This is a genomic window from Pseudomonas sp. VS40, assembly GCF_018587885.1.
GTDB classification, from domain to species: Bacteria; Pseudomonadota; Gammaproteobacteria; order Pseudomonadales; family Pseudomonadaceae; genus Aquipseudomonas; species Aquipseudomonas pergaminensis.
This window is the reverse complement of sequence record NZ_JAGYWD010000001.1, coordinates 370839-387980: the sequence shown is the minus strand read 5'-3', so window position 1 is coordinate 387980 and position 17142 is coordinate 370839. Positions and strand designations below refer to the sequence as shown.

The following is a 17142-nucleotide window of genomic DNA, read 5'->3' as shown; positions in this document are numbered from 1 at the left end:
CGTATGATTCGCACGCTGCCCGCCCTTTTTGCCTTGCTGCTCGCCGCGCCCTTGATGGCCGCGCCTGCCGGGCAACAGACCCTGTTCAACTTCGTCCGGCCTGCCGATGTGGTCAAGGTGGCGACCCAGGACGCCAGCCTGCCGCAATACAACGCCGAACAAACCCCCGAAGGCGAGGTGCTGCGCCGCATTACGTTCAACCCGGCTGCCGAGCCGAGCCTGGTTCTCAGCCCGCAAACCGGTGCCTGGGACTGGTCCCAGTCGGGCGCCGTGAGCCTGCGCATCCAGAGTGCGATGGACTGGGCGCTGACGCTCTACGTCAAGGTGCAGAGCAGTGATGGCCGTACCCTGGTCAGCCGCGTTGACCTGCCTGCCGGTCCGGCCCAGACCCTGCTGGTGCCGCTGCAGGCCAACTCGCCGCTGAGCCAGGGCATGAAGGCCGGCCCGCCGATGCCGATCACCGTGGACGGCCAGCGCGTGTTACTGGCCAGCAGCGCCGGCGAAATCGACCGCAGCCAGGTGGTTTCGGTGACCTTGTCGATGATCAAGCCCAACGCCGCCCAGAGCATCCTGCTGGAGCGCTTTGGCGTGCAGGACAGCGAACCGGTGATTAAGGCGGCCTATAGCGAGTTGGTGGACGCCTACGGTCAATCCACGCGAGCGCGCTGGCCGGAAAAAGTCAGCAGCGACGAACAACTCAAGGCCGCCGCCGCCAAGGAGCAACAGCAGCTCCAGGGCTGGCTGGCCACGCGGGACAAATCCGCGCTGGACCAATATGGCGGCTGGAACAAAGGCCCGGCCTTCGACGCCAGCGGGTTTTTCCGCACCGAGAAGCGCGACGGGCGCTGGTACCTGGTGACGCCGGAGGGGCACCCGTTCTACTCACTGGGCGTCAATACCGTGGCCCCGGACAACAGCCAGACCTATGTGGCAGGCCGAGAATGGATGTTCGCGGCGTTGCCCAAGGGTGGCGAGCCTTTCGACAAGTACTACGGCAGCAGCGACAACCGCACCGGCAACGGCGCGGGCGAAGGGCGCAGCTTTGCTGCCGGGCGTTGGTATGACTTTTACGGCGCCAACCTGCAGCGCACGTATGGCGGTGACGGGTTTGACCAGAAGCGCTGGGTGACCCACACCCTCGACCGCTTGCAGGCGTGGGGTTTCAACACCGTCGGCAACTGGAGCGATGATGATCTGGCCACCGCCGACCGCGTGCCCTACACCTTGCCGCTGTCGATTGTCGGCGACTACGCCAGCATCAGCACCGGCACCGACTGGTGGGGCGGCATGCCCGACCCGTTCGACCCCCGCTTCGCCATGGCCACCGAGCGCGCCGTGGCGATTGCTGCCCGCGATCACCGTGATGACCCGTGGTTGATCGGCTTTTTTGCCGACAACGAGCTGGCTTGGGCCGGCCCTGGTGATGATCCCAAGTCCCGCTACGCCCTGGCCTACGGCACCTTGCGCATGACCACCGATGTACCGGCCAAGCGCGCGTTTCTCAAGCAGTTGCGCGACAAATACCGTAACGAAGAAGGTTTGTCGAAAGCCTGGGGCATCGATTTGAAGGGCTGGGAGCTGATGGAAGACCCGGGCTTCGAACCGCCTATGCCCAACGCCGAGCACCCGGAAATCGAAGCTGACTTTAAATACTTCCAGAAGACCTTCGCCGATGCCTACTTCAAGACCATCTCCGACTCGCTGAAATGGCATGCCCCCAACCAACTGCTGTTGGGCGGCCGTTATGCGGTCAGCACGCCGGAAGCCGTGGCCTCCTGTGCGCAGTACTGCGATGTGTTGAGTTTCAACATGTACACCCTCAAACCCCAGGACGGTTACGACTTCGCCGCCTTGCGGGCGTTGGACAAGCCGGTACTGATCACCGAATTCAACTTCGGCTCGGCCGACCGTGGGCCGTTTTGGGGTGGCGTGACCCAACTGGCCAAGGAAGACGACCGTGGCGTGGCCTACGGCAATTTCCTCAAGCAGGCCATGGCCGAGCCGTCGATTGTCGGCGTGCACTGGTTCCAGTACCTGGACCAACCGGTGACCGGACGCCTACTGGACGGTGAGAACGGCCATTTTGGCTTGGTGGGCATTACTGACATCCCGTTCCAGGGCTTTGTCGAGAGCGTGCGCAAAAGCAACCTGGCGGCGGTCGACCAACTGGGCAAGGAAGCGGAAAAGGCCAAGGCGGCAGGCGCCGCGCGTGAAAGCGAGGGTGGCCGGGCCGGGCATGAGGGCAAAGGCCCGGGGCAGGGCGCCGGGCACGCGGGCGGGCACTCCGGAAATGGTCATTGATTGAGTGCTGACGGGTTCACAAAACCTACAAGGGCTGGAACAATGTCGGCCACTTTTTTCGATGTTTTTCGAGGGCGCTCAGGTGCAGATTCAGGGTCATTACGAACTCCAGTTCGAAGCGGTACGTGAAGCCTTCGCCGCGTTGTTCGATGACCCACAGGAGCGTGGTGCCGGGCTTTGCATCCAGATCGGTGGCGAAACCGTCGTCGACCTGTGGGCCGGCACCGCCGACAAGGACGGGGCCGAGGCCTGGCACAGCGACACCATCGTCAACCTGTTTTCCTGCACCAAGACCTTTACGGCGGTCACGGCCCTGCAATTGGTGGCCGAAGGCAAATTGCAACTCGATGCGCCGGTCGCCCACTACTGGCCTGAATTTGCTGCCGCCGGGAAAGAGGCCATCACCCTGCGCCAGTTGCTCTGCCACCAGGCCGGGTTGCCGGCGATCCGCGAAATGCTGCCCACCGAGGCTCTCTACGACTGGCAACTGATGGTCGATACCTTGGCCGCCGAAGCCCCGTGGTGGACGCCGGGCCAAGGCCACGGCTACGAGGCCATCACCTACGGCTGGCTGGTCGGTGAATTGCTGCGGCGTGCCGATGGTCGCGGGCCGGGAGAGTCCATTGTCGCGCGGGTGGCGCGGCCATTGGGGCTGGACTTCCACGTGGGGCTGGCGGATGAAGAGTTTTACCGCGTTGCACATATAGCGCGCAGCAAAGGCAATATGGGCGATGAAGCCGCACAACGTTTACTGCAAGTAATGATGCGTGAACCGGCGGCCATGACCACGCGTGCATTTGCCAATCCACCGTCTATTCTGACCAGCACTAATAAACCTGAATGGCGCCGTATGCAGCAGCCAGCGGCGAATGGTCACGGTAATGCGCGCAGCCTGGCGGGTTTTTATAGTGGATTACTGGACGGTAGTTTGCTTGAAGCCGACATGCTCGAACAATTGACCCGCGAACACAGTATCGGGCCGGATAAAACATTATTGACACACACCCGTTTTGGCCTGGGCTGCATGTTGGACCAGCCGCAGCTGCCCAACGCCACGTTCGGCCTTGGCCCGCGTGCATTCGGGCATCCTGGCGCCGGTGGCTCGGTGGGGTTTGCTGACCCTGAGCACGATGTAGCATTTGGTTTCGTGACTAATACATTGGGGCCTTATGTACTTATGGACCCACGGGCACAGAAGTTGGTCGGAATATTGGCCGGTTGTCTGTAAACCCCTTGCTGTTTCACGTTTTTTTGTTACAAAGGCAACTATAAGAAGGCGCTGAACGAAATGATGTAACTTTAATGTTCTGTAAGCGTCTGTTTAACGGGTCATCCAGACCCCCGTTTCTTTTCTCATTTTGTGGATATCTCATGTTATCGAACAAGTCCTTGGCACTGGCGCTATGCCTCACTATTACCGGCTGCGCACAAACTCCACAAAATGATGCCGAGGGTGGGCATTGGTGGTCATTTGGATCTGATAAGGCCGCGACCAAGGACGCAGTGACCCAAGCCGACGCCAAGCCAGAGGCCAAATCAGAGGCCAAGCCTGACGCCAAGCCAGCTGCCGGCGCCAAGCCTGCCGTACCGGTAGCCGCTGCGGCTGCTGCGCCAGCCCCGGCTCCAGCCGCCAAGGCTGACACCGGCTCCAGCTGGTGGCCATTCTCTTCCAAGACCGCCGACGAAAAGGCTGCCGATGCCAAGGCCGACCTGAAAGCCGACCTCAAGGCCGCAGAACCTGCCCCTACGGTTGCCAAGACCGACACCGAAACCCACTGGTGGTGGCCGTTCGAAAGCAAGCCCAAGCCATTGGCCAAGGTCGACGTGACCAACGTGCCGATGCCCGATCCGAAAATCACCCAAGCCTGGTTGGACGACTATGAGCCGCGCCTGCGTGCTGCCATCAAGGACAGCAACCTGCAACTCGAGCGTCGTGACAACGTGCTGGTGGTGATCGCCCCGGTCGACGGTTCCTACAACCCGAAACGCCCGGCCATGTTGCTGCCCGTCACCCTCGGCCCGTTCACCCGCGTGGCCAAGGCCGTTGAAGCCGATCCGAAGACCGCCGTACTGGTACTCGGCCACGTCGATGCCACCGGCACCGCCCCGGCCAGCCAGGCGTTGACCAAGGAACGCGCGCAATCCATCGCCTCGATCTTCAGCCTCAGCGGCTTGAAGCAAGACCGTCTGATGCTGCGCGGCATGGGCGACCTGATGCCACGAGCGGCCAACGACAGCAACCAGGGCCGTGCCCTGAACCGTCGCATGGAAATCATGTTCACCCAGCGCACCACCATGCTGGCGCTGCTGAGCAAGTACCAGTCGGGCAAAACCCCGCCTGTCGCCGAAATGGTTGCAGTGCAGGACGTTCCAGCCCCGGCCCCGGCCGCCAAGGCACCGGCTAAAAAGGCGCCAGCCGCGAAAAAAGCGGCAGCCAAGCCTGCGGCCAAAAAAGCCCCGGCCAAGCCCGCTGCGAAAAAACCGGCTCCAGCCAAGGCCAAGGCCGCTGCGCCGGCGAATGACCAGGCGAAAAACTGATCTGCTGAACCAGAAGGATAAAGCCGCATGACCCAGGCACTGGCCGATATGCGCCGTGACTACACACGGGATGGCTTGAGCGAGGCCCAGGCCCCGAGCGAGCCGTTTGCCTTGTTTCACCAGTGGTTTGCCGACGCGGTGAAAACCGAGCAGCCACCGGTGGAGGCCAACGCCATGACCCTGGCCACCGTCGACCAGGACGGTCGCCCGCACTGCCGCATCCTGTTGCTCAAGGGCTTGGATGCGCAGGGCTTTACCTTCTTTACCAACTATCAGAGTGCCAAGGGTCAACAGCTGGCGGCGCGGCCGTTCGCAGCCATGACCTTCTTCTGGCCGACCCTCGAGCGCCAGGTGCGCATTGAAGGTCGGGTGGTCAAGGTCACGCCCGAGGAGTCGGACGCTTATTACCAGGTCCGCCCGCTGGGCAGCCGCCTGGGGGCCTGGGCCTCTCCGCAGAGCCAAGTCATTCGTGACCGCGAAGAGCTGCAGGACCTGCTCAAGGCTACCGAGCAGCGCTTCACTGATACCCAGCCCGACTGCCCGGAGCACTGGGGTGGCTATCGCCTGTTGCCCGAGCGCATCGAGTTCTGGCAAGGCCGCGCCAGCCGCCTGCATGACCGCCTCAACTACCGCCTGCAAGATTCGCAGTGGACGCGCGAGCGTCTGGCGCCCTGAGCTGCACCTTTCGTCACTTCGCTTGAATGTTGCCCATCACCCCGAAGTCTCTTGAACAGAGACTCCGGGCGTGTACTGTTGCGCCGCATTCTTCAGCCAGTCCGGCAACTCAGACCGTTTGATCTTCAACGCACGGGCCTGCTCCAGTTGCGTGAGCATGAAGGCACGCTTGTGCGGATCATCGCCCGCCAGGGACAGTGCCAGGTCACGGTCGATCCAGCGCCGGATGCGCAGGTACAACCAGCCGTGGAAATACAGGCCGGCAAGGGTTGTGACTACAATGATGAAGTAATCCATGAGGGACCTGGCTACGAGAGAAGAGCTACCGTTCGTCGAGTTTTCTGGTGCGGGCAGTCTGTACTAAGGCTGAATGAAAGCAATTTTCTGCGGGGCTTGCCGTGACAGGCGTCAAGCCGCAGCGTTTAATGAACACCTGTCCTTTGGAGTTGATGCTATGCGTAAGTCCGTTTTACTGGTTGCCTGCTTTACCACCCTGTCGTTGCTGCTGGGTGGCTGCGCCTCGAGTCTGACCGGCGACTCGTACTCCCGTGACGAAGCGCGTCGTGTACAGACCGTGCGCATGGGTACCATTGAATCCCTGCGTCCGGTGAAAATCGAAGGTACCAAGACCCCAATCGGCGGCGCGGCTGGCGCCGTCATCGGCGGCGTTGGCGGCAGCGCTATCGGCGGCGGCCGTGGCAGCATCGTGACCGCCGTGATCGGCGCCGTCGCTGGTGGCCTGCTGGGTTCGGCCACCGAAGAAGGCCTGACCCGCACCCAGGGTGTGGAAATCACCGTTCGCGAAGACGACGGCAGCATGCGCGCCTACGTGCAGGCCGTGCAGGAGAATGAAATCTTCCGCATCGGCGACCGCGTACGCATCATGACCGTCGATGGCACCAGCCGCGTTACTCGCTAAACGTCGGCGTTGGAAACACAAAACCCCAACCGGGTGACCGGTTGGGGTTTTTGGTTTTAGGGGCGGGCGTCTAGCCGGTGGCGGGCGGGTTACATACAAAAACGCCGGCAATAAAAAACCGCCTTAGCAGGGCGGTTTTATTGCGGACCAGATTTTACGCTCGGCTCGCATACTCATAGGACGCGGCGACAGAATCCGAAGGGGTTGGGCTTCAGGTGAACATTTCTATGTCATCCATTGCGTCATTCACCGCAGCCGACAGAGACGGCGACCTGCGTCTTGCCTGTTCCAACGCCGGCGTGACCTTTGTCATATCTAATGCCCCGAATCGACGTGCGATGTGTCCAATAGCTACGATTGCTGCCGCTGAAATCTCGTCGTCAGGGTGTTCGATAAATTGGAGACAGGTATGTTCTGCCCAGTCGCCATTCGGTTCATCAAGCCCAATCGAAATCAATGCCTCCGTCACTTTGCTGACATCTGATGTTGCTAGATAGCGTACTGCTTCATCGTGTTCCAGTGATGGGTCGTGGTATCGCATTGTCATTTTGTATCTCCCAGGATTTTGCCTTTGCGGTTGGTTTTCCCAGCTCTGATCAAGGCGTTTTTCATTTCTTGTCGTAAGCCGCTCCAAGGTCTTACGTGGGCGTGATAGGCACCTTCAGCAGTACGATCTATCACTACAAACTCATTTGTATGCGGATCAATCGCTATACGTCGTCGCGAATTCGGCGGATTCACCTCTATCGATTCATTAAGCGAATCCAGCCCATTTTCAGGGCGTTTACTTTTAACTGAATTCCCCTTTTTGCTGTGATAGGGCGCGTCCTCATACTTCCAGCTAACGACGATATACAGCGGCCTGACCCCTGAATCCGCCGGAAATACCAGGATGAAATCCCTGTACTCAGGTGGATAAATCGGGTCGACAATTATATCGGCGGCTTGCTCGGTGGGCGGATATACCCATATGTGCGGCGTCGATGGCGCCGCTTCCAATGCAGGTATGCCGAGTGTACTGGCGGGGTCGGTAGCAGGCGTCCAGATCAGCTCAACCCCATCACCCAAGTCGGCAACGTAGTGCGCATGCCGTATCTGAAACTGCACCACATCGACCATTTCCCAGTCGTGGTTCTTTCCCGTATAGAAAGCGTATCCCTTGAGCGTACCGTCATCGCGTTGCTCGATATGCAAGCGTACCCGCGTACGCGCCCTGGCCATGGAGCGCAATTGATCTTCGCTGTAAAGCGCGCTGTCGCCGAGATTGGAGGGCCATACGAGTGCAACTATGCCTGCCAAAAAGGCGGTGCCCACCGTGCTGACACTCGCTGTGGCGACTGTGCCCACGCTGCCAGCCGTGGCGACGCCACCAAGCGATAGCCCTCCAAATCCTGCCGGCAGAGGACTGCCACCGATCATTCCCAATCTCAGCCGACCGGAACTGTCTGCTTCTATCCCACCCAGCAGTGCGTATTCGGCATAGTCTCTTAACCTATCAAGAGGCACATAACCGGTCGGTTCGTGATAATCGATGATTGCGTCCGGTAAATTGCAGGACTTAGCAAATACGCAACCTTCCTTAGGTACCTGAGGGGGTAGCGGCTTAACCAGAAAGCGTGCTTCTTCTGCTATCTGCCGGTCGATTACTTCCCTCTGAGCTTGTTGCTGGCTCACTGCCCGGCCCGCCAATTCGGCTTCGTTCATGGGCTCCAGACGTCGGTATCCACCGGTGCCAGTCCCGTAACATCGCCAAACTTGGTATACGTCCTTTTTGTTTGCCATTGTGCCCTCCTGGCTTGTTGTATAACGACGTCCGGCATAAAAGCCGGAAGACGACGTTAGGCCAAGTCAAGAAGGGGGGATGTAGGGGGAGTCTGAGAAGGGTAGATATGCTGAGTGAACGGGGAAATCAGACGCCGGCTTGAAATGGCCGGCGCCTGCAAATAAGGTCAGATTTTCTTACGACTCGCCATCGCCGTCACCGCATAACCAATGAACGCCGCCAGAATCGATCCCGTCAGAATCCCCATCCGGTCTTCACCAGCAAACTCACTGGCACCCGGCACAAACGCCAGGGAGCCGACAAACAGGCTCATGGTGAAGCCAATGCCGCACAGGATCGCTACGCCAAACACCTGGCCCCAGTTCGCGCCGCTGGGCAGGGTGGCGAGGCCAGCCTTGATGGCCAGCCAGGTGAGGCCGAACACGCCGACGGTCTTGCCGATCAGCAGGCCGGCGGCGATGCCCATCGGTACATGGTGGGTGAAGCTTTCCAGGCTGACACCGGTCAGGGACACGCCGGCGTTGGCGAAGGCGAACAACGGCAGGATGCCGTAGGCCACCCACGGGTGCAGGGCATGTTCCAGCGTCAACAGCGGCGATGGCTCGGCGTTCTTGGTGCGCATCGGGATACAGAAGGCCAGGGTCACACCGGCGAGCGTGGCGTGGACACCGCTCTTGAGTACGCACACCCACAGGATCAGTCCGATGATCAGGTACGGCCCGAGCTTGATCACACCCAGGCGGTTCATTGCGATCAAGGCAACCAGGCAGGCACCTGCGCCCGCCAAGGCAGCACCGGACAGGTCGGCGGAATAGAACACGGCGATCACGATGATCGCGCCCAGGTCGTCAATAATTGCCAGGGTCATCAGGAACAGCTTCAGCGACACCGGTACACGCTTGCCCAGCAGGGCCAGCACGCCCAGGGCGAAGGCAATGTCGGTGGCCATGGGAATCGCCCAGCCGGAAAGCGCGGCGGGGTAGTCCTTGTTGATTGCCCAGTAGATCAGCGCCGGCACCACCATGCCGCCGATGGCGGCTGCACCCGGCAGCACCACTTGCGAAGGCTTGGACAGGTGGCCGTCGAGCAACTCGCGCTTGACCTCCAGGCCGATCAGCAGAAAGAACAGGGCCATCAGGCCGTCGTTGATCCACAGCAGGGCCGGCTTGGCGATTTTCAATGCGCCGATCTGCGCCACCACCGGCACGTCAAGAAACGCGCCGTAGAGGTGCGACAAGGGTGAATTGTTGATGATCAGCGCCAAAGCGGCAGCGGCGATCAATAACAGGCCACTGGCGGCTTCCAGCTGGAAGAAACGGGTGAAAGTGCTACGCAGAGGCAAGGGATGCTCTCCAATCAAGGTTCAATAGGTGGGTACCCTAACCCGTACCGTTAGTTGTTAAAACAAAAGTTATATTCTTATTTGTTATAAGAGATGAGGGTGGATGGCGTTGCGCCAAAGCCTAGCAATTGTGTGTCCAATTGAGTCTTCACTGTATCTGTGTGCAGTGTAGGAAACATCCTAAGATTGGGGCTGAAATCCTTAGAGAACTCCCTCATGAGCGACCACCGTCCCTGGGCCCGCGAAGCCATTCGCATCATTGAAGCGGACTTCCAGCGCAGCGCTGACACCCATCTGATCCCCTTGCCGTTGCCAGGTTTGCCGGGTATCGAGTTGTATTTCAAGGACGAGTCCAGCCACCCCACCGGCAGCCTCAAGCACCGGTTGGCTCGCTCGCTGTTCCTCTACGCGCTGTGCAATGGTTGGCTCAAGCCGGGTGCGCCGGTGATCGAAGCGTCCAGCGGCTCGACGGCCATTTCCGAGGCCTACTTTGCGCGTCTGTTGGGTTTGCCGTTTATTGCGGTGATGCCAGCCACCACCTCCCAGGAAAAAATCGCACAGATCGCCTTCTATGGCGGTCACAGCCACCTGGTACAGGATCCGACGCAGATCTACGCCGAATCCGAGCGCCTGGCGCGGGAAAGCGGCGGTCACTTCATGGACCAGTTCACCTACGCCGAGCGTGCCACCGACTGGCGGGCGAACAACAACATTGCCGAGTCGATCTTCCAGCAAATGCGCTTCGAGCAACATCCGGAGCCGAGCTGGCTGATCTCCAGCCCCGGCACCGGCGGCACCACCGCGACCCTTGGTCGTTATGTGCGCTACCGCCAGCATTGCACCCGTGTGTTATGTGCCGATGCCGAGCGTTCGGTGTTTTTCGATTTCTATCAGAGTGGCGACGCGAGTTTGCGCCTGGACTGCGGTTCGCGCATCGAAGGCATTGGCCGGCCACGGGTCGAAGCGTCGTTCTTGCCCAAGGTGATTGATGCCATGGTCAAAGTGCCGGACGCACTCTCACTGGCGGCCATGCATTACCTCGCCGAGCGGCTGGGGCGACGGGTCGGCGGTTCCAGCGGGACCAACCTGATTGGCGCCCTGGTAGCGGCGCAGCAAATGAAAGTGGCGGGGGAGTCGGGCTCGATCGTGGCGATCTTGTGTGATGGGGGAGAGCGGTATGCCACGACCTATTACGATCCGGCCTGGTTGGCGGGTCAGGGGTATGCGCTGGATGGATTGATCGCGGCCGTTGCGGCCAGTGTCGAGCGGGGCGAGGCGTTGCCAGACAGCATTCTGCGCGCCAACATCTAACCTGTAGGGCCCGGCAAGCCGGGCTTCTACAGGGGCACGTGTCAGGCTTCGAGGCCCAACATATCCCGCGCCAACGCCTCGGCAATCCGAATCCCGTCCACACCGGCGGACAGAATCCCACCGGCATAACCCGCGCCTTCACCGGCCGGGAACAGGCCCTTTACGTTCAAGCTTTGCATCGATTCGTTACGGGTAATCCGCAGCGGCGATGAGGTGCGCGTCTCGATACCGGTCAACACGGCGTCGTGCAGCGAGTAGCCCTTGATCTGCTTCTCGAAGGCCGGCAGTGCTTCACGGATCGCTTCGATGGCGAAGTCCGGCAAGGCCAGGGCCAGGTCGCCCAGGGACACGCCTGGCTTGTAGGAGGGTTCCACATTGCCGATGGCCGTGGACGGCTTGCCCGCGATGAAATCACCCACCAGCTGCGCCGGCGCCTCGTAGTTGCTGCCACCGAGGATATAGGCGTGGGATTCCAGGCGTTCCTGCAACTCGATACCGGCCAGCGGGCCACCGGGGTAGTCCACCTCGGGGGTGATGCCGACCACGATGCCGGAGTTGGCATTGCGCTCGTTACGCGAGTACTGGCTCATGCCGTTGGTGACCACGCGATTGGGCTCGGAGGTCGCCGCTACCACCGTGCCGCCTGGGCACATGCAGAAGCTGTAGACCGAACGGCCGTTCTTGGCGTGGTGCACCAGCTTGTAGTCGGCGGCGCCGAGTTTCGGGTGCCCGGCGTATTTGCCCAGGCGCGCGGCATCGATCAGGGATTGCGGGTGTTCGATACGGAAACCCACCGAGAACGGCTTGGCTTCCATGTACACGCCACGGCCGTGGAGCATGCGGAAGGTGTCGCGGGCGCTGTGGCCCAGGGCCAGGATCACGTGCTTGGAGAGGATCTGCTCGCCGCCATCGACAACCACGCCGTTCAACTGGCCGTCTTCGATCAATACGTCGGTCACCCGTTGCTCGAAGCGCACTTCACCGCCCAGGGCGATGATCTGCTCGCGCATGTTTTCGACCACGCCGGTGAGGCGGAAGGTACCGATATGCGGTTTGCTGACGTAGAGGATTTCTTCCGGCGCACCGGCCTTGACGAACTCGTGCAAGACTTTGCGGCCATGGAATTTCGGGTCTTTGATCTGGCTGTACAGCTTGCCATCGGAAAAGGTCCCGGCGCCGCCTTCACCGAACTGCACGTTGGACTCAGGGTTGAGTACGCTCTTGCGCCACAGGCCCCAGGTGTCTTTGGTGCGCTGGCGCACTTCCTTGCCGCGCTCGAGGATGATCGGCTTGAAGCCCATCTGCGCGAGCAACAACCCGGCAAAGATCCCGCAGGGGCCGAAGCCGACCACGATCGGGCGTTCTGTGAGGCCCTGTGGTGCCTGGCCCACGACCTTGTAGCTGACATCCGGCGCCGGGTTGACGTTGCGGTCATCGGCGAACTTGAGCAGCAGGGCGGCTTCGCCCTTGACGCTCAAGTCGATGGTGTAGATGAAGCACAGCTCCGAGGATTTCTTGCGCGCATCGTAGCTGCGTTTGAAAAGGGTGAAATCGAGCAGGTCATCACTGGCGATGCCCAGGCGCTGCACGATGGCAGGCCGCAGGTCTTCTTCGGGATGGTCGATGGGCAGCTTGAGTTCGGTGATTCGTAACATGACGGGATCCGGTAGGCGGCGGGCAAAGAGGCCGGCTGTTTTGCAAACCGGCGATTATAAGCCCCAATGACCGTTTCCCGTCATGTTAAAACAGCGCGGGGCCAAGTCAGTCGTCGCGGGAACCGCCAAACGCGGCGCAACCTCGTTGCACCTGGCCGTTGACGCGCAACTCGGCGGTCATGTGCTGCAGGCTGCCGCTGACCGGGTCGACGCAACGCTGCGGGGCCACCCAGAGTTCGACATGCTGGTTGTTGGCTTCGGTCATCAGGTTGAAGCGACCGTCACCGATCTGTTCTTCCACATACGGCACCGCCAGCGGTGGCTGGCCTTCGCGCTCCAGCACCATGCCCTTGGCCGTGACGTTCATCGCCCAGGCCGGCTTGTGGCCGTTGGCGCGCAGGATCATGCGCTTGAAGTCCGGGTCGTCGCAGGCCGAGGTCGAGCGTTCGACACGATAGAGTTGCTGCAGGTCCACACTGCCCTGGGTGCCCGTGGCAACCCCAGAGAACTGGCCGCGCAGGTCGGCGAACAGCGCGCCTTGCTGGCCGGCCAGGGAGGCCGCCTCCTGCAGGATGCTGGTGCCGCCGGTGTCGTTGACCACGTAGTTGCGTTGGTCATTGCACGGTTGGAACAGCAGTTTGCCACCGACCGCCGTGAGTTCGCCCTGCATGCGGGTCAGCCCGGCGAGAGACGGTTTGGCCGGCTCGCTTTCGAACATCTGGCAGGCGGCGAACAGGGGGAGCAAGGCAAACAAAGCAAGGGTATGGGCGGCACGCATTATCGGTCTCCAGACAAGTGCCGCCACGTTACGCAGGCCGGCGCTGCATCACAACCCCGCTCGCCAGCTTCAGTCTATTCTGACAGCCCAACCTGTTCAGCCAACGATAAACGTCTGACCGGTTTGCAGGCCTTCCACGCTTTTGGCGTAGGCCAACGCCACGTCGGCGCCGGGAGCCGGTTTGTAGCCGCGGAAGTAGGGTGCATAGCTGTCCATGGCTTCCAACAGGACAGTCGGGCTCACGGCGTTGACGCGCAGCCCGCGTGGCAATTCGATCGCCGCCGCTTTCACAAAGGCGTCAATGGCGCCGTTGACCAGCGCAGCCGAGGCGCCGGTGCGGATCGGGTCGCGGTTCAGAATGCCGCTGGTGAAGGTAAACGAGGCGCCATCGTTGGCGTAGTCGCGGCCGATCAACAGCAGGTTGACCTGGCCCATCAGCTTGTCGCGCAGGCCCAGTTCGAAGTCGGATTCGTTCATTTCCGGCAAGGCCACGAAGTTGACGCTGCCCGCTGCGCAGATCAGCGCATCGAACCTGCCGGTTTGTTCGAACAGTTTGCGGATCGATGCGCTGTCGCTGATATCCACCTGGAAGTCGCCGCTGTTGCGGCCGATGCTGATCACGTCGTGACGCTGAGCCAGTTCCGCCTTGACCGCCGAGCCAACGGTGCCGCTGGCGCCAATCAATAGGATTTTCATGGTGCTGTTCCTCCAGGGGTAAGTGAGGGTTCAGTCTAGAGTGGCTTTTCCGATGGATAAACGCGCTAATAGGCAACCTTTGGTTTTCAAATGGAAACAATCCATGAGCGAGATGGATGACTTGGCGGCGTTTGCCGTGCTGATCGACGCTGGCAGTTTCACCGTGGCTGCCGAGCAACTGGGCTGCAGCAAAGGGCAGTTGTCCAAGCGTATCAGCCAGTTGGAGGCGCGGTTTGCCGTGGTGTTGCTGCACCGCACCACGCGCAAACTCAGCCTGACCGCCGCGGGTGCGGCGTTGCTGCCCCAGGCCCAGGCATTGGTGGTGCAGGTGGATCGCGCCCGTCAGGCATTGGCCCGGCTCAAGGATGATCTGGCAGGGCCGGTGCGCATGACCGTTCCGGTGTCGCTGGGCGAAACCTTCTTCGACGGCTTACTGCTGGAGTTTTCCAAGCAATATCCCCAGGTGCAGATCGAACTGGAGCTTAACAACAGCTACCGGGACCTGGCGCGGGACGGGTTTGACCTGGGGGTGCGCTTAGGCGCGATCGAAAACGAGCGTCTGGTGGCCAAGCCGTTGCTGGCCTGGCATGAGATGACCTGCGCCAGCCCGGCTTACCTTGAGCAGCATGGCGAACCCCAGACGCCGGCCGACCTGGCCGGGCATACCTGTTTGCTTAACAGCCACTACAGTGGCCGCGAGGAGTGGCTGTACCACCAGCAGCATGAATTGCTGCGGGTGCGGGTCAGCGGCACGTTCGCCTCCAACCACTACAACCTGTTGAAAAAGGCCGCGTTGGTGGGCGCCGGTATCGCGCGCCTGCCGTCCTACGTGCTGCCGGCGGAATTGGCTGACGGCCGTTTGCGCTGGCTCCTGCGTGACTATCAGACGCGGAGCATGCCGATGTACCTGGTGCATCCCTATCAGGGCGGCCTGCCACGTCGCACCCAGGTGTTGGCCGACTACTTGGTGGATTGGTTCAAGCGCAGCGGCGAGGCACTCGACCGGCTCTAGGCGTAGCGACGGGCGATCAGGTGATCGATGGACAGGCGTCCTGGCCCTTTGGCCACCAGCAGCAACAGCAGCGCAATCCAGGTGCCATGGGTCGGGTAGGCGTCTGGGTAGACGAACAGCTGAATCACCAGGGTCATTCCGATCAGGGCCAAGGCCGAAAAGCGCGTGGCGAAGCCCACGAGGATTAGCACCGGGAAAAAATGCTCGGCAAACGCAGCCATATGCGCCGCCACTTCCGGCGACAACAACGGCACGTGGTACTCGCTGCGAAACAGCGGCAATGTCGAGGCTGCCAGTTTCGGTTCGCCGAATTGGAAGGTGCCGCTGATCAAATCAACGGCAAAGCCTTCAACTTTGGTTTGCCCGGATTTCCAGAACACGGCGGCAATGGAAAAGCGCGCGACAAAGGCGATCAGGCTGTAGGGGATTTGTTCGAAAAGCGCGATGAGCCGTTTGATCAGGCACGAGGGGCGAGTGTTCATGGCGATACCTTTTGTTCCAGGTGCAAATGAGTGAGGGTGTTGTGGCTGATCAGCAGCGTCAGGCATTGGTGCAGGTCAAATTCGGCGGATGCTTCCAGCGCATGCTCCACGGCGGTTCCCAATGTGTTGCCATGCGCCAGGCTGTTGATGAACGCCACCGAGCCAGGGTCGATGGCAAATACCTTGACCTCCAGCCCCTGGCGCAGCACCAGCGCCCCCTGGGGATGCCAGGGGTTCAGGGTGGCCAAGCCGCCCTCGGTCTGGTGCGCAGCCCACACTGCCACCACCGCGTAGGGTGAATTGAGCGTGGCCAGCGACGGATGCAGGTGCAGGCGCAGGGTCCCCAGGTCGGCTTGCCCCTGCAGCGCCAGGAGCACGGCCTGCTGATCCAGTGCCTGGCAATCGGCGGCGTGATAGGCACGGACGCGCAAGCGCTCCAGCCGGGCGATGTCCGCCAGGTAGGGCACGCTTTGCGCGGGTTCAAAGCCTTGGATGAACTCGGCGAGCGCGCCGCCGTACTCACTCATCACCGGGCTGATAGGCGGGTGCGCCTGCACATACAGGCTCGCCATGGCGCGGAAAAACGCCTCGCCCACCAGTTGCAGTGTGACCGGGTAAGCCGCCGCCAATGCGTTGATCAACGAGCTGTGCACATTGTTGCGATACACCGCGAAACGGCTGGCCGGGTCGGCACCATTGCTGCTGAACAGGCCATCGGGGCAGGCTTGTTCCGGTGTCAGCAAGGCTGCAGAGAAGTCGTCGTGAAGGCTCATGGGCTTACCTGCGCCAGATGCCTTTCGGCCTGTTGAGCCTCGGCCAGCAGTACGCTGAATGCCGGCAGTTGGTTGTCACGTTCGATCAGGGTTGGCATCGGGCCGACTTGAGCCAGTACTTTTTCGTACAGCTGCCACACGGCGTTATCAATCGGCGCACCGTGGTCGTCGATCAGCAAGCGATCACCGAGGTTGTCAGTGTCTTCAGCAAATCCAGCCAGGTGAATCTCACCGACGGCGTGCAACGGCAGGCCTTCGAGGTAGGACGTTGGATCGCGCTGATGGTTGATGCAGGACACGTAGACGTTGTTCACGTCCAACAACAAGCCGCAGCCGGTACGACGGATGATTTCGCTGATGAAGTCCGTCTCGTCCAGGGTGGAGCGTTGGAATTGCAGGTAGGTCGACGGATTCTCCAACAGCATCGGCCGCTTGAGGGTGCTCTGTACCTGGTCGATGTGTTCGCACACCCGTTGCAGGGTGGCGCTGTCATAGGCCAGGGGCAGCAGGTCATTGAGGAACACCGGGCCGTGGCTCGACCAGGCCAGGTGTTCGGAAAAAGAGTGGGGTTGATAGCGTTCGATCAGCGTGGCCAACCGCGCCAGGTGCTCCATATCCAGCCGGCCTTCGCCGCCGATGGACAGGCCCACGCCGTGCAATGACAGCGGGTACTGTTCGCGGATCAACCCCAGGTAATGATGAAACGGGCCGCCGGCCACCATGTAGTTTTCGGCGTGCACTTCAAAAAAACCGATAGCGGGCGAGGTCTCGAGCACTTCAACGAAGTGCTCATGCTTGAGCCCCAGCCCGACCCGGCGCGGGAGGCCGGGCGCCTGAGCCTGGGAGATGGCTTGCAGGGATGAAAGAGTCATCATCA

At 61.1% G+C, this 17142-nt stretch carries 17 protein-coding genes; 7 read left to right on the top strand and 10 right to left on the bottom strand.

The window, feature by feature from the left end; genetic code table 11:
- Positions 1–3: 3 nt before the first annotated feature.
- The 4 genes from KHP07_RS01775 to pdxH all read left to right on the top strand — a co-directional run bounded on the left by KHP07_RS01775 (position 4) and on the right by pdxH (position 5514).
- On the top strand, positions 4–2301 hold the full coding sequence (locus tag KHP07_RS01775; protein WP_214496500.1) for a beta-galactosidase: 2298 nt from the start codon (positions 4–6) through the stop codon (positions 2299–2301).
- An 82-nt stretch (positions 2302–2383) separates the two neighbouring features.
- On the top strand, positions 2384–3529 hold the full coding sequence (locus tag KHP07_RS01770; protein WP_078050877.1) for a serine hydrolase domain-containing protein: 1146 nt from the start codon (positions 2384–2386) through the stop codon (positions 3527–3529).
- A gap of 143 nt (positions 3530–3672) precedes the next feature.
- Positions 3673–4839 (top strand): OmpA family protein, encoded by a 1167-nt coding sequence (locus KHP07_RS01765; RefSeq protein WP_214496499.1) that lies wholly within the window; start codon positions 3673–3675, stop codon positions 4837–4839.
- Positions 4840–4866: 27 nt separating this feature from the next.
- Complete coding sequence (gene pdxH / locus KHP07_RS01760) at positions 4867–5514, top strand: pyridoxamine 5'-phosphate oxidase (protein ID WP_214496498.1); 648 nt, start codon at positions 4867–4869, stop codon at positions 5512–5514.
- 36 nt (positions 5515–5550) lie between these two features.
- Here pdxH and KHP07_RS01755 read toward each other — a convergent pair whose 3' ends face one another.
- The gene (locus tag KHP07_RS01755) at positions 5551–5811 is read right to left on the bottom strand and encodes a hypothetical protein (RefSeq protein WP_078047245.1); all 261 of its coding nucleotides are present in this window, start codon (positions 5809–5811) and stop codon (positions 5551–5553) included.
- Between the two features lie 157 nt (positions 5812–5968).
- Between KHP07_RS01755 and KHP07_RS01750 the strand changes: the two genes are divergently transcribed.
- On the top strand, positions 5969–6433 hold the full coding sequence (locus KHP07_RS01750; protein WP_003189251.1) for an outer membrane lipoprotein: 465 nt from the start codon (positions 5969–5971) through the stop codon (positions 6431–6433).
- A gap of 211 nt (positions 6434–6644) precedes the next feature.
- Here KHP07_RS01750 and KHP07_RS01745 read toward each other — a convergent pair whose 3' ends face one another.
- The 3 genes from KHP07_RS01745 to nhaA form a co-directional block, all read right to left on the bottom strand.
- The gene (locus tag KHP07_RS01745; RefSeq protein WP_078047246.1) at positions 6645–6980 is read right to left on the bottom strand and encodes a hypothetical protein; all 336 of its coding nucleotides are present in this window, start codon (positions 6978–6980) and stop codon (positions 6645–6647) included.
- Positions 6977–8215, bottom strand: coding sequence for an S-type pyocin domain-containing protein (locus KHP07_RS01740; RefSeq protein WP_078047247.1), 1239 nt, complete (start codon positions 8213–8215; stop codon positions 6977–6979). The genes KHP07_RS01745 and KHP07_RS01740 overlap by 4 nt, the downstream gene beginning before the upstream one ends.
- A 167-nt stretch (positions 8216–8382) precedes the next feature.
- Positions 8383–9558, bottom strand: a complete 1176-nt coding sequence (nhaA, locus tag KHP07_RS01735) for a Na+/H+ antiporter NhaA (RefSeq protein ID WP_078047248.1) — start codon at positions 9556–9558, stop codon at positions 8383–8385.
- A gap of 216 nt (positions 9559–9774) precedes the next feature.
- On the opposite strand from nhaA, the gene KHP07_RS01730 reads away from it, so the two are divergent.
- Complete coding sequence (locus KHP07_RS01730; protein ID WP_214496497.1) at positions 9775–10869, top strand: PLP-dependent cysteine synthase family protein; 1095 nt, start codon at positions 9775–9777, stop codon at positions 10867–10869.
- A 41-nt stretch (positions 10870–10910) separates the two neighbouring features.
- Here the strand turns inward: KHP07_RS01730 and KHP07_RS01725 are convergent, their stop codons facing one another.
- The 3 genes from KHP07_RS01725 to KHP07_RS01715 all read right to left on the bottom strand — a co-directional run bounded on the left by KHP07_RS01725 (position 10911) and on the right by KHP07_RS01715 (position 13998).
- Positions 10911–12524 (bottom strand): NAD(P)/FAD-dependent oxidoreductase, encoded by a 1614-nt coding sequence (locus KHP07_RS01725; RefSeq protein WP_214496496.1) that lies wholly within the window; start codon positions 12522–12524, stop codon positions 10911–10913.
- Positions 12525–12630: 106 nt separating this feature from the next.
- Positions 12631–13302, bottom strand: coding sequence for a COG3650 family protein (locus KHP07_RS01720; RefSeq protein ID WP_214496495.1), 672 nt, complete (start codon positions 13300–13302; stop codon positions 12631–12633).
- A 96-nt stretch (positions 13303–13398) separates the two neighbouring features.
- Complete coding sequence (locus tag KHP07_RS01715) at positions 13399–13998, bottom strand: short chain dehydrogenase (RefSeq protein ID WP_078047252.1); 600 nt, start codon at positions 13996–13998, stop codon at positions 13399–13401.
- Positions 13999–14101: 103 nt separating this feature from the next.
- Here KHP07_RS01715 and KHP07_RS01710 point away from each other — a divergent pair, with 103 nt between their 5' ends.
- Entirely contained in the window at positions 14102–15010 is a 909-nt protein-coding gene (locus tag KHP07_RS01710) for a LysR family transcriptional regulator (RefSeq protein WP_078047253.1), read from the top strand.
- Here the strand turns inward: KHP07_RS01710 and KHP07_RS01705 are convergent.
- From KHP07_RS01705 to bufB, 3 genes are read right to left on the bottom strand one after another with little or no spacing between them, the layout of a single operon-like run.
- Positions 15007–15492: a DoxX family protein gene (locus KHP07_RS01705; protein ID WP_099493764.1), complete on the bottom strand. Its 486-nt coding sequence runs from the start codon at positions 15490–15492 to the stop codon at positions 15007–15009. The genes KHP07_RS01710 and KHP07_RS01705 overlap by 4 nt on opposite strands.
- The gene (locus tag KHP07_RS01700) at positions 15489–16265 is read right to left on the bottom strand and encodes an HvfC/BufC N-terminal domain-containing protein (protein ID WP_078047255.1); all 777 of its coding nucleotides are present in this window, start codon (positions 16263–16265) and stop codon (positions 15489–15491) included. The genes KHP07_RS01705 and KHP07_RS01700 overlap by 4 nt, the downstream gene beginning before the upstream one ends.
- Complete coding sequence (gene bufB / locus KHP07_RS01695; protein WP_214496494.1) at positions 16262–17140, bottom strand: MNIO family bufferin maturase; 879 nt, start codon at positions 17138–17140, stop codon at positions 16262–16264. Before bufB ends, KHP07_RS01700 begins: the two co-directional genes overlap by 4 nt.
- Between the last annotated feature and the right edge of the window lie 2 nt (positions 17141–17142).